Source organism: Brevundimonas sp. A19_0 (assembly GCF_017744255.1).
Classification (GTDB): domain Bacteria; phylum Pseudomonadota; class Alphaproteobacteria; order Caulobacterales; family Caulobacteraceae; genus Brevundimonas.
Map to the genome: position 1 here is coordinate 70113 of NZ_JAGHQP010000007.1, position 15165 is coordinate 85277.

At 66.8% G+C, this 15165-nt stretch carries 14 protein-coding genes; 6 read left to right on the top strand and 8 right to left on the bottom strand.

What is annotated here, in order from left to right; genetic code table 11:
• The first annotated feature begins 18 nt into the window (after positions 1-18).
• From J7346_RS08685 to J7346_RS08705, 5 genes are all read left to right on the top strand, one after another.
• Positions 19-1269 carry a hydrolase gene (locus J7346_RS08685; protein WP_209119515.1) on the top strand — a complete coding sequence of 417 codons (1251 nt, stop codon included), beginning with the start codon at positions 19-21 and terminating at the stop codon, positions 1267-1269.
• 5 nt (positions 1270-1274) lie between these two features.
• On the top strand, positions 1275-2282 hold the full coding sequence (locus tag J7346_RS08690) for an arginine N-succinyltransferase (protein ID WP_209119516.1): 1008 nt from the start codon (positions 1275-1277) through the stop codon (positions 2280-2282).
• Positions 2279-3718, top strand: coding sequence for a succinylglutamate-semialdehyde dehydrogenase (gene astD / locus J7346_RS08695; RefSeq protein WP_209119517.1), 1440 nt, complete (start codon positions 2279-2281; stop codon positions 3716-3718). Before J7346_RS08690 ends, astD begins: the two co-directional genes overlap by 4 nt.
• The gene (gene astB / locus J7346_RS08700; RefSeq protein WP_209119518.1) at positions 3715-5052 is read left to right on the top strand and encodes an N-succinylarginine dihydrolase; all 1338 of its coding nucleotides are present in this window, start codon (positions 3715-3717) and stop codon (positions 5050-5052) included. The genes astD and astB overlap by 4 nt, the downstream gene beginning before the upstream one ends.
• Positions 5053-5123: 71 nt before the next feature.
• A complete protein-coding gene (locus J7346_RS08705; protein ID WP_209119519.1) occupies positions 5124-5870 on the top strand; it encodes a hypothetical protein in 747 nt (248 codons plus the stop codon).
• 3 nt (positions 5871-5873) lie between these two features.
• Here J7346_RS08705 and phhA read toward each other — a convergent pair whose 3' ends face one another.
• The gene (gene phhA / locus J7346_RS08710) at positions 5874-6749 is read right to left on the bottom strand and encodes a phenylalanine 4-monooxygenase (protein ID WP_209119520.1); all 876 of its coding nucleotides are present in this window, start codon (positions 6747-6749) and stop codon (positions 5874-5876) included.
• A gap of 86 nt (positions 6750-6835) precedes the next feature.
• A complete protein-coding gene (gene hspQ, locus J7346_RS08715; protein ID WP_209119521.1) occupies positions 6836-7150 on the bottom strand; it encodes a heat shock protein HspQ in 315 nt (104 codons plus the stop codon).
• Between the two features lie 143 nt (positions 7151-7293).
• Between hspQ and J7346_RS08720 the strand changes: the two genes are divergently transcribed.
• Entirely contained in the window at positions 7294-8361 is a 1068-nt protein-coding gene (locus J7346_RS08720) for a Ppx/GppA phosphatase family protein (RefSeq protein ID WP_209119522.1), read from the top strand.
• Here J7346_RS08720 and J7346_RS08725 read toward each other — a convergent pair whose 3' ends face one another.
• The 6 genes from J7346_RS08725 to gyrA all read right to left on the bottom strand — a co-directional run bounded on the left by J7346_RS08725 (position 8362) and on the right by gyrA (position 15095).
• Complete coding sequence (locus tag J7346_RS08725; RefSeq protein ID WP_209119523.1) at positions 8362-9255, bottom strand: peptidylprolyl isomerase; 894 nt, start codon at positions 9253-9255, stop codon at positions 8362-8364.
• Positions 9252-10130 carry a peptidylprolyl isomerase gene (locus J7346_RS08730; protein ID WP_209119524.1) on the bottom strand — a complete coding sequence of 293 codons (879 nt, stop codon included), beginning with the start codon at positions 10128-10130 and terminating at the stop codon, positions 9252-9254. The genes J7346_RS08725 and J7346_RS08730 overlap by 4 nt, the downstream gene beginning before the upstream one ends.
• A 13-nt stretch (positions 10131-10143) precedes the next feature.
• Positions 10144-10632, bottom strand: a complete 489-nt coding sequence (coaD, locus tag J7346_RS08735) for a pantetheine-phosphate adenylyltransferase (RefSeq protein ID WP_209119525.1) — start codon at positions 10630-10632, stop codon at positions 10144-10146.
• A gap of 50 nt (positions 10633-10682) precedes the next feature.
• Entirely contained in the window at positions 10683-11480 is a 798-nt protein-coding gene (locus tag J7346_RS08740) for an aminotransferase class IV (protein WP_348521480.1), read from the bottom strand.
• On the bottom strand, positions 11477-12274 hold the full coding sequence (locus J7346_RS15020) for a hypothetical protein (RefSeq protein ID WP_245157746.1): 798 nt from the start codon (positions 12272-12274) through the stop codon (positions 11477-11479). Before J7346_RS15020 ends, J7346_RS08740 begins: the two co-directional genes overlap by 4 nt.
• Positions 12275-12353: 79 nt before the next feature.
• The gene (gyrA, locus tag J7346_RS08745) at positions 12354-15095 is read right to left on the bottom strand and encodes a DNA gyrase subunit A (protein ID WP_348521481.1); all 2742 of its coding nucleotides are present in this window, start codon (positions 15093-15095) and stop codon (positions 12354-12356) included.
• Positions 15096-15165: the final 70 nt, after the last annotated feature.

Here is a 15165-nt window from a genome sequence, read left to right on the forward strand (position 1 = left end):
TCGTTAGGGTCCGCCCGCATGCAGATACGTCCTGAAGACCAGATCGTGCTCGACCACGTCGCAGCGCGCCGTGAGGCCTTGATCGGGCGAGCCATCGACTGGGCCAACATCAACTCCGGCAGCCGCAACACCCGGGGGCTCGAGCGGGTGCTCGTGGCCATCGAGGAATCGCTGGGCGCCCTGCCCTGCCGGACCGAACGGGTCGAGACCTCGGTCTCCAGCCGCATCGAGGATGACGGTCGCGAAGTGCCGCTGACCTTTGCTCCGGCTCTCAAGCTGGTCCAGCGACCGGACGCCCCGGTCCAGGTGGTCCTGACCGGCCACTATGACACGGTGTTCGACGCCGACAGTCCTTTCCAGACGGTCGGCACCCGGGCCGACGGCGCCCTGAACGGGCCCGGCATTGCCGATATGAAGGGCGGGATTTCGGTGCTTCTGGGCGCCCTCGAGGCGTTCGAGCGCCATCCCGACCGCGACAAGGTCGGCTGGACCGTCCTGTTGTCTCCGGACGAGGAGATCGGGTCTCCCGGCTCCGCCCCCCTGCTGGCCGAGCTGGGCGCCCGCGGGCATCTGGGCCTGACGTATGAACCGTCCCTGCCCGACGGCAGTCTGGCTGGCGCCCGGAAGGGCAGCGGGAACTTCCACATCGTGGTGCGGGGCAAGTCGGCCCACGCCGGCCGCGCCTACCATGAGGGCGTCAATGCGACGGCGGGCGCCGCCCGGCTGGCCACCGCGCTCGACGACCTGAACGGCCAGCGCGAGGGCGTGACCATCAATGTGGCGAAAATCTCGGGGGGAGGCGCGCTGAACGTCGTGGCCGACACAGCCGTCGTCCGCTTCAATGTGCGGGTTCCGACCCCGGAGGATGCCGAATGGATTGAGGGCCGCATCCGCGACCTCTCTTCCCGGCCACCGATCCAGGGCGCGACCGTTGAACTGCACGGCGGGTTCACCCGCCCGCCCAAACCCATGGACGCCGCCCAGACCGCCCTGTTCGAGGCGGTGCGTCAGACCGGGGCCTTGTTAAACCAGACGCTGCGCTGGCAGTCCTCGGGCGGGGTTTGCGAAGGTAATAATCTGCACGCGGCGGGCCTGCCCAATATCGACACCCTGGGCGTCATCGGCGGCGCGATCCATTCGGATCAGGAGTTCGCTTGGCCCGACAGCTTCGTCGAGCGCGCCCAGCTGTCCGCCCTGATCCTGTGCAAGGTCGCCTCGGGCGAAATCGACGCCCCGCACCTCAAACAGCTTCGTCTTCAGTCCAGGTAGGTTTCATGCTGGTTGTTCGCCCCGCCGGTCCCGGCGATCTGGATTCCCTGCTGGAGCTGGCCATCCTGTCCGGCCCCGGCTTCACCAGCCTGCCGGAAGACCCCGACCAGCTGAGCGAACGGCTGGACCTCAGCCGCGACAGCTTCGGCGGCCGGATCGAGGCGCAGGAGCGCTGGTACACCCTGATGCTCGAGGAGAGCGATACCGGCGACGTCGACGGCGTCGGCTCGGTCAAGGCCGCCGTCGGCCTGAACCGGCCCTTCTTCAGCTTCCGGGTGGTGAACAACACCCAGTCCTCGCCGTCGCTCGGAATTCGACTGGACCAGAAGACGCTGGTGCTGGTCAACGAGTGCACCGGATGGTCCGAAGTGGGCTCCCTGTTCCTGAAGGCTGACCGTCGGAAGGGCGGCGCCGGGCGCCTGCTCAGCCAGTCGCGCTACATGCTGATCGGGGCCGAGCCGGACCTGTTCGCCGATACCGTGCTGGCCGAACTGCGCGGCGTATTCACCCCCGACGGGGCCTGCCCCTTCTGGGACCATGTGGCGCACAAATTCTTCCCGATGGATTTCGAGGAAGCCGACCGGATGACCGGCTCGACCGACAAGCAGTTCATCCTCGATCTGGCGCCCCGGCATCCGGTCTATGTCGAGCTGTTGCCGGAGCCCGCCCGGGCGGTGATCGGCAAGGTCCACCCCCAGGGCATCCCCGCCATGGCCCTGCTGGAATCCGAGGGCTTCCGACCCAATGGCCTGATCGACATTTTCGACGCCGGCCCGACCGTCACCTGCCGGCGCGACGACATCCGCACTGTGCGCGATGCGCGGGTCCTGACCGTCCGGATAGTGGACCAGCCCGACGCCGAGCTTCCCGCCCTGATCTCGACCACCAGCGTCTCGGGCTTCCGGGCAGTGCGTCAGAAGGCGGCGATCGACGGCGACCATGCCCATATCGATCGCGAGACGGCCGCCGCCCTGAAGGTGCGCGACGGCGAAACCATACGAGTGAAATCATGACCGCAGCCCCGCTTTCCGGCCCCCGCTTCGCCTCGATCGATCCGACCACGGGTGAAGAGGTCTGGGGCGGCCCGTCCTCCAGCCAACGGGACGTCGCCGAGGCCGTGACGCGCGCCCGCGAGGCTTTTCCCGACTGGGCGGCTCGGCCCCGGCAGGAGCGCATCGATGCCGCCAAGCGCTATCAGGCCGTACTGGCGTCGCGCGCCGACGAACTGGCGCAGATCATTTCCATGGAGACCGGCAAGGCGCTTTGGGAGACCCGTGCCGAACTGGGCGCCATGCAGGGCAAGGTCGACATCTCGATCCGCGCCTATGAGGAGCGCACCGGCGAGCGCAGCAAGGAGACGGGCTTCGGCCGCGCCACCCTGCGCCACCGTCCGCACGGGGTGGCGGCGGTGCTAGGGCCGTTCAACTTCCCCGGCCACCTTCCGAACGGTCACATCGTCCCCGCACTGCTCGCTGGTGATACCGTGGTCTTCAAGCCCTCGGAGCACACGCCCCTGATCGGTCAGGAAATGGTCGAGTGCTTCAAGGCCGCGGACCTGCCCGACGGCGTCGTCAATCTGGTTCAGGGCGGTGCGAAGACCGGCGCGGCGCTGCTGGAGCGCGACATAGACGCCCTTATGTTTACGGGCTCGGGGGCGGCCGGCGCCCATTTCAAAAAGCTGTTTGCCGACAATCCGCATGTGATTCTGGCTCTGGAGCTGGGCGGTAACAATCCGCTGGTCGTCTGGGACGCGGCCGATGCCGAGGCTGTCGCCGGCATTGTCGCGATGAGTGCCTTTGTCACCACCGGTCAGCGGTGCTCGTGCGCCCGGCGCCTGATCATCGAGGAAGGCCCGCGCGGCGATGCCGTGATCGAGGCCGTGGTCGGCTTCATGGACCGGCTGATCTATGCGCCCTGGAACGGCAGCCCCGAGCCGTTCGGCGGCCCCCTCATCTCGGCCCATGCCGCCACCCAGGCCCGGGAGGCCCTGCGCGCCCGGATCGACATGGGTGCCCGGGTCATCCGGGACAGCGGACCGATCGACGGCCTGTCCGGCGCCTTCGTGAAGCCGGCCCTGATCGACACGACCGGCGTCCATGTGCCGGACGAGGAGATCTTCGCGCCCTTCCTCCAGGTGACCCGCGTGGCGACCTTCGATGACGCGATACGCATGGCCAACGAGACCCGCTATGGGCTGTCGGCCGGGCTGGTCTCGGACGATCCCGCCAACTGGGACCGCTTCATCCACCGCATCCGGGCGGGCGTGGTGAACTTCAATCGGCCGACCACGGGCGCCGCCGGTGACATGCCGTTCGGCGGTCTGGGCTCCAGCGGCAACCACCGCCCCAGCGCCTATTATGCGGCCGACTATTGCGCCTATCCGGTGGCCAGTTTCGAGGCCGACAGCGTCAAGAATATCGAGAGCGAGATCAAGGGCCTGAAGGCGTGACCTCACCTGCCGTCGAAGCCAATGCCGACGGTCTGATCGGGCCGACCCACTCCTATGCGGGCCTGTCGCCGGGCAATCTGGCGTCCAGTCTGAACAAGGGTGAGGCCTCCAATCCCCGGGCAGCCGTGCTTCAGGGGCTGGAGAAGATGAAGCTGCTGGCGGACCTCGGCCTGCCCCAGTTTGTCCTGCCTCCGCACGAACGCCCGGACATCGGCTTCCTGAGAAGCCTCGGCTTTGCCGGATCGGATGGTCAGGTGCTGGAGACCGCCTGGAAACAGGCGCCCTCCCTCGCCGCCGCGGCCTGTTCGGCCTCGCCGATGTGGGCAGCTAATGCCGCGACAGTGACCCCCTCGGCCGACAGCGCGGATGGCCGGCTGCATTTCACGCCTGCCAATCTCGTCACCAATCTGCACCGCTCGCTGGAGCACGCCCAGACGAAGCGGGCCCTCGACGCCCTCTTCCCCGACCCGGCCCGCTTTGCGGTTCACGACGCCCTGCCGTCGGTGGGTCATCTCGCGGATGAAGGCGCGGCCAATCACGTCCGCCTGTGCGCCGACCATGGATCGGCCGGCGTCAACCTGCTGGTCTGGGGACGCGAAGCCTGGGAGGGCTGGGACGGCCCCTACCCGGCACGCCAGACCCGCGAGGCGTCAGAGGCCCTCGCCCGTCGGCACGGCGCCTCGGGCGTGGTGCTGGCCCGCCAGGGCAAGGCCGCGATTGCCGGTGGCACCTTCCACAATGACGTGGTCTGCGTGGGCGCCCTGGACACCCTGTTCTTCCACGAGCTGGCGTTTGAGGACACGGCCGCCACTCTGGAGGCGGTCCGACGCGCGGCCGACGGTTTCGAGCCGAAGTTCGTCGAAGTCTCCGCGACCGACCTGCCTCTGGCGGATGCGATCAGCAGCTATCTGTTCAACTCCATGCTGATCCGGATCCCCGGTGAGGATCGCCTGACCCTGATCTGCCCGACCGAGACCGAGGAAAATCCGCGTAGCCGGGCGGTCGCCGAGCGGATTGCCGGCTCGAACGGCCCCATTGGTCAGGTCCGCTACGTCGATGTGCGCCAGTCGATGCGGAACGGCGGCGGCCCGGCCTGCCTGCGCCTGCGGGTGGTGCTGAACGAGGCGGAACTGGCCGCCACCAGCGACGCCATGCGGTTCACGCCCGCGCTGCACGCGAAGCTCAACGAGTGGGCCGGTCGCCACTACAGGGACGAGCTGACGCCACGCGACTTGGCCGATCCACAGCTGCTGGAGGAGTCGCGCGGGGCGCTGGACGAGCTGACTGGCATCCTGTCTCTGGGAAGCGGCTTCTATCCCTTCCAGCGGTCCTAGCGCCCCGAATAATTGCGCTCGACAGAGTCGCGAAACTGCGCCCATTCTCCCCGCGATATCGGGGGGTATTCATGACAATCCACCACAGACTTGCCGGGCTGGTATTTGCCCTGACCACCTTGATGGCACTCGGCGCCTGCGCGACCGGGCCTTCCCTTACGCCGGAGCAGATGCAGGCCGTCCGTGCGGGGGAGCAGTCGGCCATCATCATGTCCTATCGTGAATACGCGGGGATGTATGGCGCCTACATCCGCTTCGTCAACGTGGACACAGGCCTTCAGTACCAAGTGGAAATGCATGGCGGAATGAACGTCGTGAATGCCGGGCCGGACATGGTTGCCGTCCCGCCGGGACGTTACCGCGTCGCTGGCGGAAGTCTCTACACCGCCGATTCCACGGGCACGATGCCGCTGCTCGACCACTGGTTTGCCCCCTTCGACGTTGCGGCTGGCGAGGTCGTCGATGTCGGGACGCTGCGGATCGACGACATCAGCGTCCGCGCACTGCCCGGCATGGGCGAACGCGTCCTGAATGCAATGCTCACATTCAATCCGGCCCGTTCCGACCGATATCTGGTCTACAGCGTGGACTATTCCGACGCGGAGCGCGTCGAAAAGATGCTCGCGAGCAAATATCCGGGGCTCGGAGTGACTCCCGTGCGCAGGCCCCTTGCAGTGAGGCTGGACCGCGCCGCTTTTGAAAGCGTGATCGTGGACGCCTACGCGTTGAACCCGGACGGCAGTCCGCCGACGGTCGAGCAGGCCGGGGCGCGCGTGGCGACGGGGCTGGCGCGCTTCCTGCGGGACGCAGACCGGTAGGGCTCAGGCCGCGAAGCGCCCGCCCTTGGTCGCATAGGCCTGGGTGCCACGGGTGAAGACGGTGTCGGACGGCAGGATGGCGTCGATGGCGATGTCGTCCTTGCCCTCGAGGCGATCATAGATCGGCCCGAAGTCGCGCAGGGTCTCGTCCTTCAGCCCCTCAAGGCTGTCGATCACGAAATAGACCTGCTGGAAATCGTCGATCCGGTACAGGGTCCGCATCACCCGTTCGAGGTCGAAGCCGATCCGGTTGGGCGACGGATCCTCGACGGCAAACACGCTTTCTGTGGCCGATGACACAATGCCGGCGCCATAGATGCGCAGGCCGTCGGCCTCCTTCATCAGGCCGAACTCGACCGTGTACCAGTACAGCCGGGCCAGATTGGCCAGCATGCCGCGCCGGGCGGCCCGCTGCCCCCCCTTGCCATAGGCTTCCATGTAGGCGGCGAAATCCGGGTCGGTCAGCATGGGCACGTGGCCGAACACATCGTGGAAGATGTCCGGCTCCTGCAGATAGTCCAGCTGATCGGGTTTGCGGATGAACTGGCCGGACGGGAAGCGCCGGTTGGCCAGATGGTCAAAGAACACCTCATCGGGCACGAGGCCCGGCACACACACGACGGTCCAGCCGGTCAGCGCCTGCAGCTTGGGGTTCATGACCTCGAAGTCGGGGATGCCCCCGGTGTTCAGGTCCAGCGCCTCCAGCCCCTTGAGGAAGACCTCACTGGCCCGGCCGGGCAGGATCTTCATCTGGCGGGCGTACAGCGTATTCCAGGTATCGTGTTCGACCCGGGTGTAGGCGGACCAGTCCTGAGGAATGGTCCAGTCCTCGGCCGCCCCTTCGGGCGGGGCTTCGAAGACGTGCTCGAAATCGGACATGAGGCCCTCTTCTTGCGGGTTGTTTCGCTACGCACACCCTAGGCGTTCGCAGGATCAAGGGCCATACACCCGCCGCTCACACCGCCTCAGTGCAGGTGGACAAATCGCGGCTGCAGGCGCCCCTGATCGTCATGGCGGAACCAACGCTTCAGCTGCGGAAGCGCTGCATTGTCCGGCATGCGGTCGGCCTCAAGGCTCTGTTCGGCGGCATAGACCAGCACGCCCGAATCCTTCTCCAGCACCAGAACCTTGTAAAAGGGCTGGTCGGTCGGGATCGCGCCCATGTCCCCGGCGGGCCCGTCATAGCGGGCATCGACATCCAGGATTACTCCATTGAATGCATCGTCCAGCTGGCGCACGCTCTGGCCCAGCCCGAATTTGGCAGCCTTCGTCTTGATCATGGGACGACCCTAGAGGGCTTCCTCTGAGCCCTCCCCGACGGCTCTGTTCATTTTCGCGACAGACTCGCTTGGCGCGGACGATCTCATCGGACTAGTCTGTGTTCGACGGGAACCAGACGGGCTCCCAAACAGAAAGTTCGGCCATGCCGGAGATCGACGGCGCGCCTGTGGAGCGCGACGCCCGGTCCCCCAGCCTTGGCGAGGCGCCATCCGGGTCGTTGCTGTACGGCGCCCTGGATCTGGGGACCAATAATTGTCGCCTGCTGATCGCGCGACCTGCGCGCGACGGCTTTCGGGTCGTCGATTCGTTCAGCCGTATCGTCCGTCTCGGGGAGGGAATCAGCCGCACCGGTCGATTGACGAACGATGCGATGGACCGGGCCTATGACGCCCTCGCCATCTGTGCCGAGCGGGTCGCCAAGAAGAACCTGCCCTCTGATCGGATCGCCGCCGTCGCCACCCAGGCCTGCCGGGCGGCCGAAAACGGAGAGGAATTCATCGACCGGGTCAGGCGCGGCACGGGTCTGAAGCTGCGCATCATCACCCCGGACGAGGAGGCCCGCCTGTCGGTGGAGGGCTGCCGCAACCTGCTGGATCAGCGGGCCCGCGCCGTGCTGGTGGTCGACGTGGGTGGGGGGTCGACGGAACTGTCCTGGCTGGTGCGCAAGGATCGCGGCTTCGAGACCGTCGGCTGGATGTCGGCGCCCGTCGGCGTGGTGACCCTGGCGGAAGGACACCCGGAATCCCTGGACGATCCTGCCTCCTGGTACGAGGCCATGATCGGCGCCATGGCGACCGCCATCCAGTGCGCCCCGGTCAATGGCGAGGTCAAGGCGCTGTTCGACGAGGGCCATGCCCATCTGGTCGGCACCTCCGGCGCCATCACCAGCCTGGCCGGAATCCACCTGAAGCTGCCGCGCTATCAGCGTGACCGGGTCGATGGCCTCTGGATGTCACGCAACGACTGCGAGGACGCGGCCCGCCTGCTTCTTGACCTGGGCCCTGACGGACGGGCGCAGAACGCCTGCATCGGTCCGGATCGTGCGGATCTGGTCATGGCCGGGGCCGCCATCCTCGAGGCCGTCCAGCGGTCCTGGCCCTGCGCCCGTGTGCGGGTCGCCGACCGGGGTCTGCGAGAGGGCCTGCTGCTGGAGCGTATGCGCTCGGGCCGCCGTCGCCGCAGGCGAGGTCGTCGCCGTCCGCGCGACTGATCAGCCGATGGTCGGGTCGACGACCTGGACCGGCAGATCGAGGTCGCAGATCGAGAAGTCCGCCCCCCTCTGCAGCCGCACGGTCTCAAGCGTCGTGGCAAACACGGGCGAGCCCGCATTCAGGACGCGCACCGTCGGCCGGGTCTCGACCGGCAGGTCCGAGGCTACGCGCACCCGCAGCATGCGATCCGGCTCGCCCGGCACGATCCCGCTGGGGTCGTCACCGGTCTTGAGGCTACGCACGACGTCCAGACCCGAAATCACGCGCCCCCAGACCGTGTAGCGCTTGTCCAGCGAAGGATAGGCCTGCCGCATCAGGAAGAACTGGCTGTTGGCCGTGTCCGGATCCTCGTCGCGCGCCATGCCCGCCACGCCGGGGCAGTAGACACCCCAGCCATGAACCTTGCCGTCGCTGGTCAGCGGCATCAGCTCGGCCGGCTGGGTCTGGACCGGCAACGACCCGACAAAGCCCAGCAGGGCTCCCATCGGCGCCGCGACCGGCGTGAAATCCATGTCGGGGCCGCGGCGGAAGGTGAATTCACCCGGCAGGTCTGGGTAGGGGCTCTGGCCGTCGCCGGTGCCCAGCGGATCACCCGTCTGGGCCATGAACCAGTCGATCACCCGGTGCCAGGGCAGGCCGTCATAGAAGCCCAGACCCGACAGCAGACGGATGCGCTCGACGTGCAGCGGAGCCACCTCGGGCGCCAGCTCCACAAGGATACGTCCCTTGCTGGTGTCGATGATCAGCAGATTCTCGGGCTCGACCAGCCGCCAGTCGGTCGAAGGCATGGGCGTCGTGGCGACTGTTACGGGCGGGGGCTCCTGCGCCCGGGCCGGCAGGGCACCGGCGAGGACCATGGCGGCCACAAGCACACTCATCTTGCCGGCCCTCATTGCGCCGTCCCCCCGGCCACCCGCGCCGGCAGCTGGACATCGCAAATATTGAAGTCCGTTCCCCTGGCGGCTCGCGCCTCGGCGATGACCTGCGCCGCCTCGGGACTGGCGTCGCGCAGGACCTCAACCACCGGTCGCTCCCCCTCGGGCATGGCCGAGGCCAGCCTGACCCTTACCATGGTGTCGGGATCCGCGCCGACCCGGCCGTCCTCGGCCTCCGGTCCCGTCTTGATCGCGCGCACGACATCCATGCCGCCCACCACGCGCCCAAACGCCGTGTACATGCCATTCAGATTGTCCTCGCGTCCGGACATCAGGAAAAACTGGCTGTTGGCGCTGTTCAGATTGCCGGCACGGGCCATGCCCACGACGCCGGGGCAGAACAGGGTCTGGGCGCCCACCTTGAAGTCGGCCGTGACCATCATCTGACTGTCCGGCTGTGTGACCACCGGCAGGCCGTGGATAAGACCGCGCATGCCCGGGCCGCTGTCCTCGACCAGGACGAAGCTGCTGTCGCGACCCCGGCGGAAATTGAGCTCGGCCTCGACATCCGGAAGCGCACTGCCTCCGCCGCCCGTACCGGTCGGGTCGCCGGTCTGGGCCATAAAGTCCTCGATCACGCGGTGAAACACATGCCCGTCGTAAAAGCCCTCGCTGGCGAGGGTGGTGACCCGCTGCACATGGGCCGGAGCCACATCGGGCAGCAGTTCGACCAGCACCCGCCCCTTGCTGGTGTCGATCACCAGCAGCCGGTCAGCCGGCACCGAGCGCCAGCTGGACGCCGCCTGGGCCCGGGCGGGCGCAGGCGCTGTCGACAGGCCCGCTCCCAGCAACAAAGCCGAAAGGACAAGGGCGGAGGGGAACTTCAAATTCATGGACATACCTTGATTATCGTGCGGCCTTGACGCGGGCCCGGACGCGCGCCGCTATGGCAGGGCTGACGAAGCTTTCGATCTTCCCGTCCAGCCGTGCGATTTCTTTCACGAGCCGCGAGGCGATCGCCTGATGCCGGGGGTCCGCCATCAGGAATACCGTCTCGATCTCGCTGTTCAGACGCTGGTTCATCGCCGTCATCTGGAATTCGTACTCAAAGTCGGCCACGGCGCGCAAACCCCGGACGATGACGCTGGCGTCCAGCGACTCGGCGAAATGCATCAGCAGGGTATCGAACGGCTGGACGACGATGTCGGCCTGAAAGGTCGCCACCTCTGCCTTCAGCATGTCCACCCGCTCGGCCGTCGTGAACAGCGGGCCCTTCTCGTCATTCTGCGCCACGCCGATGACCAGCCGGTCGACCAGCTTCACGGCGCGGCCGATGATGTCCATATGGCCATTGGTGACGGGATCGAAGGTTCCCGGATACAGCCCGATGCGCATGTCTCGGCCTCCCTCAGTCTCAGTGGCTTAGCATCGGTCGCGCGCAGCTCCTAGACCGGCTGCGGCGCAGCCAGCGCCCAGGCCGTCGCCACCCGCGCAACCCGGTCACCGGCATCGCCATAAGTGTGCCCGTCGATGGCGCCCACGGCACAGGCCGGGGTGGCGCTGTTGGTGATAAAGGCGCCGTCAAAGCGGGGCAGGTCCTCAACCTGGATGACCCGGGTCGTCTGCCCCAACCCAACCTCCGACAGATGATCCCGGATCAACGCCTGCGAAACGCCGGCCAGCATGGGCGCGTCCGGCCATACGACCGTATCGCCTTGCAGGAAGCCGATGTTCCACAAGGTCCCTTCCGACACGCGGCCGTCCGCGTCCGCGAAAAGGGCATCATCGAAGCCGCCCCTGCGTGCCAGCCTCCGCGCCCGGATCAGGCCGAAGGTCGCCACATGCTTCAGATCGGCGGATTCCCGGGCATAGGTCTGCACCTGAAGTCGCAGCGGCTGTTCCGACAGAGGCGCGACAGGCGGAAAGACACCGACCATCACACTGGGCCGTCCCTCGACGTCGGGCGTGCGCGGGCTGATCTCGGGCGAGAACAGGCTGATGCGCGCATAGCCGCGGGTCCGGTCGCCGAGAGCCAGTTGCAGCTGGCGCCGGATTTCGCCTTCCGGCACGGCTTCCCCGAACAGCGCGTCGGCGGACTGGACCAGCCGCGCCAAATGGCGGTCCAGCCCCCGGACCGCCCCGTTGTCGACCGCAAACGACGTATAGGCGCCGTAGTTGACCAGAGCCTGACGCGCCAGCCCCTCGCTCGTCGCCGGCGCGCCATCGATCCAGAGATTTGTCACAGAGGCTCGTCGTCGCTGGCGGGCACGGCAGGTGCGACGGATTGGCTTTTCTTCGGCTTCGCGCGCTTTGGCCGATCCCGTCTCAGCACCCAGAACAGGATAGCCGGGATGGGTAGCGACACCATCAGCACCCATGGATCAAAAGGCCCTGCGCCTTTGAGGAATCCTGCACTGAAAAGAGCGAAGTGCGCGACCTGCATCGTCCATTCACCGGTATTCCAGTTCAGGGCCAGCTGGCCAAACCCGAACAGGCTGCCGATCATCCAGCCCCAGCGTCGACGCCAGAGAGCCACGGCGAAGGTGACCAGGCACAGAATGGGCGCAAGGATCGCAGCAGCCAGCACACCGAAATGGAGCGGTGACTTGTTCTCAAACGTGAAGGCCCCCGCGGCCCTGGCTACAGCCGGATCCACCACATTCAAATGCAGTCCCGCGATCTGCCAGCGCCCATCCGAACGCACCATAACGGTCGAAAGAAGAACGGTGGCCTGATCGTACTCAAGCTGCTGAACGAGCTCGTAGTAGGCTTCTCCATTCCCGACCTGGGTGGCTTTCCAGCTCAGGACCTTCGTCTCTTCGGGCGAACCGTTGACGGTGTAGGACTGCAAGCCCTCGAACGCGGACGGGGTGAGTTGAGGCTGAAGGCTGGGCGCGCTTTGCGCCTTCAGCCCCTCAACATCGCCGTCGCGCACCTGCTCATAGGCCCTGAGGGACTGCTCTACTCGAGCCTGATCCCCCGAAGGCAGGGAGCAGCCCGCCAGCATCAACAACAAGAACGCTAGTGCGAACCGCATGGCCCCTCCCCCCGGCAATCATCCCTTGCAGCGCCACCTTTGCCGCAAAGATCGGCCGCGTCGAGAGTGATAGCGAGGGTTAGTCTGCGCCACCCTCGTCCGCTACCCGGATGCCGTCGGCCGGATCTTCGCCCTCGGAGGTCTCGGCCAGACGTTCGACCGAGACGACCTTCTCGCCATCGGCCGTACGGAACACGGTGACGCCCTGGCTGGAGCGACCGACGACCCGGATCTGGCTGACCGGAGTGCGGATCATCTGCCCGCCCGAGGTCACCATCAGCAGCTCGTCCGTGTCCTCGACCGGGAAGGAGGCAGCCAGACGGTCGCCCGCGCGGCCCCCCAGACCATGGGCCGTCAGCCCCTGCCCGCCCCGACCGGTCCGCCGGTACTCATAGGCGGACGAGCGCTTGCCGAAGCCGGTCTCGGTGATGGTCAGGATGAACTGCTCGGCGGCGCCCAGCTCGGCGATCCGCTCGGGCGAGATCGGAGCGTCGGCGACGGCTTCCTCGTCGGCATCGACCGGCGTGTCGTCCTCGCCCTCACCCGCGGCCCGTCGCATGGCATTGGCATGTTTGACGTAGGCGGCGCGTTCTTCCGGTGTTGCATCCACCCGGCCCAGAACGGCCATCGAGATCACGATATCCGTCGGCTGCAGGCGCACACCCCGCACCCCGGTCGACTTGCGGCCCTTGAAGACGCGCACATCGTCCGCCTTGAAGCGGATCGCGCGGCCCATGGCGGTCGTCAGCATGATGTCGTCGTCGGCCTTGCACAGGGCGACGCCGACCATGTGGTCGCCCTCTTCCAGCTCCATGGCGATCTTGCCGGCGCGGTTGACGGTGGCGAAATCCGACAGCTTGTTCCGACGCACATCGCCCGAGCGCGTGGCGAACATGATGTCGTAGTTTTCCCACTCGCGCTCGTCCTCGGGCAGGGGCAGCACATTCATGATGCTGTCGCCCGGCTCGATCGGCAGCAGGTTGACGAAGGCCTTGCCGCGCGAGGTTGGTCCGCCCAGCGGCAGACGCCAGGTCTTGAGCTTGTAGGCCTTGCCGTTCGAGGCAAAGAACAGCACCGGCGTATGGGTCGAGGCGGAGAAGACGCCGACCACGGCGTCATCGTCCTTCATGGCCACGCCTGACCGGCCCTTGCCGCCGCGATGCTGCGTCCGGTAGGCGTTCAGCGCCACGCGCTTCACATAGCCGCCGTGGGTGACGGTGACGACCATTTCCTCGCGCGGGATCAGGTCTTCGTCCTCCATCTCGGCATCGCCCTCGCCGATCACCGTCAGGCGCGGGGTCGCGAACTGGTCCTTGATGAGCAGCAGATCCTCGCGGATCACGGCCAGGATGTTGGCCCGGTCGCTGAGCAGGGTCAGGTGACCCTGGATGGTGTCGGCCAGGCTACGGGCCTCGCCGAAAATATCGTCACGGCCCAGACCGGTCAGGCGGGACAGGGTCAGGGCCAGGATGGCGCGCGCCTGTTCGTCCGTCAGCCGGATCGCATTGCCCTCCACCAGCACGGTGCGGGGGTCGGCGATCAGTTCGACCAGCGGCATCATGTCGCCCACCGGCCAGACACGCCCCACCAGACGCTCGCGCGCCTCGCTGGGGTCGGCCGAGGATCGGATGATGTGGATCACCTCGTCGATGTTGGCGACAGCGACGGCCAGACCGACCAGCACATGGCCGCGATCGCGCGCCTTGGCCAGTTCGAACTTGATCCGCCGGACCACCACTTCCTCGCGGAACTCGAGGAAGGCCTCCAGCATGCGCCGCAGACCCATCTGCTCCGGGCGACCGTGGTTCAGGGCCAGCATGTTGACGCCGAACGAGCTCTGCAGGGCCGAGAATCGCCACAGCTGATTCAGGATGACGTCGCCCGACGCGTCCCGCTTCAGCTCGATGACGATCCGCATACCGTGACGATCGGATTCGTCGCGGACGTCGGAGATGCCCTCGATCCGCTTTTCGCGGACCATTTCGGCGATGCGCTGGATCAGGGTCTGCTTGTTGACCTGGAAGGGCAGCTCGGTGACCACAATGGCCTCGCGATCCTTGCGGATCGTCTCAATGGCCGCCTTGCCGCGTACGATGACCGAGCCCCGGCCTTCGCGCAGGGCGTTGCGGGGCGCCGTCCGCCCCATGATCTCTCCGCCGGTCGGGAAGTCGGGCCCGGGCACAATGTCCAGCAGGGCGTCGTCCGAGACCTCGGGATCGTCCACCAGCGCAACACACGCGTCGATCACCTCGCCCAGATTGTGAGGCGGGATGTTGGTCGCCATACCGACGGCAATGCCACCTGCGCCATTGACCAGCAGGTTCGGAATGCGGCTGGGCAGGACGACAGGTTCCTGCCGGGCGCCGTCATAGTTGTCCTGGAAGTCGACGGTCCCCTTCTCGATATCCTCGATCAGGGCCTCGGCGGCCTTGGTCATGCGGCTTTCGGTGTAGCGCATGGCCGCGGGCGGATCGCCGTCCACCGAGCCGAAGTTGCCCTGACCGTCGACCAGCATCAGCCGCATCGAGAACGGCTGCGCCATCCGGACCATGGCGTCATAGATCGCGCCGTCGCCGTGCGGGTGGTAGCGACCCATAACGTCACCGACGATGTTGGCCGATTTCACATATTTGCGGTCAGACGTGCGGCCTTCCTCGTGCATCGCATAGATGATGCGGCGATGGACGGGCTTCAGGCCGTCGCGAACGTCCGGCAGCGCGCGGCTGACGATGACGCTCATCGCATAGTCGAGGTAGGAACGGCGAAGCTCGTCCTCGATGGTGATGTTGTCGATGTGCTCGCCGCCTGCCCCACCGGGAATTGCGGACGGGTCGGCGTGATCGGTTGTGTCGTCGGTCAAGGAATTTCGGCTTCATCTGGCCGGAATCAGA

Coding starts and splice junctions, on each gene's coding strand:
- J7346_RS08685 (WP_209119515.1), top strand. CDS start 19: ATGCAGATACGTCCTGAAGACCAGATCGTGCTCGACCACGTCGCAGCG.
- phhA (WP_209119520.1), bottom strand. CDS start 6,749: ATGTCCGATTTCGAGCACGTCTTCGAAGCCCCGCCCGAAGGGGCGGCC.
- J7346_RS15020 (WP_245157746.1), bottom strand. CDS start 12,274: ATGCGGTTCGCACTAGCGTTCTTGTTGTTGATGCTGGCGGGCTGCTCC.
- J7346_RS08725 (WP_209119523.1), bottom strand. CDS start 9,255: ATGAGGGCCGGCAAGATGAGTGTGCTTGTGGCCGCCATGGTCCTCGCC.
- coaD (WP_209119525.1), bottom strand. CDS start 10,632: ATGCGCATCGGGCTGTATCCGGGAACCTTCGATCCCGTCACCAATGGC.
- J7346_RS08730 (WP_209119524.1), bottom strand. CDS start 10,130: ATGAATTTGAAGTTCCCCTCCGCCCTTGTCCTTTCGGCTTTGTTGCTG.
- J7346_RS08690 (WP_209119516.1), top strand. CDS start 1,275: ATGCTGGTTGTTCGCCCCGCCGGTCCCGGCGATCTGGATTCCCTGCTG.
- J7346_RS08705 (WP_209119519.1), top strand. CDS start 5,124: ATGACAATCCACCACAGACTTGCCGGGCTGGTATTTGCCCTGACCACC.
- J7346_RS08720 (WP_209119522.1), top strand. CDS start 7,294: ATGCCGGAGATCGACGGCGCGCCTGTGGAGCGCGACGCCCGGTCCCCC.
- astD (WP_209119517.1), top strand. CDS start 2,279: ATGACCGCAGCCCCGCTTTCCGGCCCCCGCTTCGCCTCGATCGATCCG.
- hspQ (WP_209119521.1), bottom strand. CDS start 7,150: ATGATCAAGACGAAGGCTGCCAAATTCGGGCTGGGCCAGAGCGTGCGC.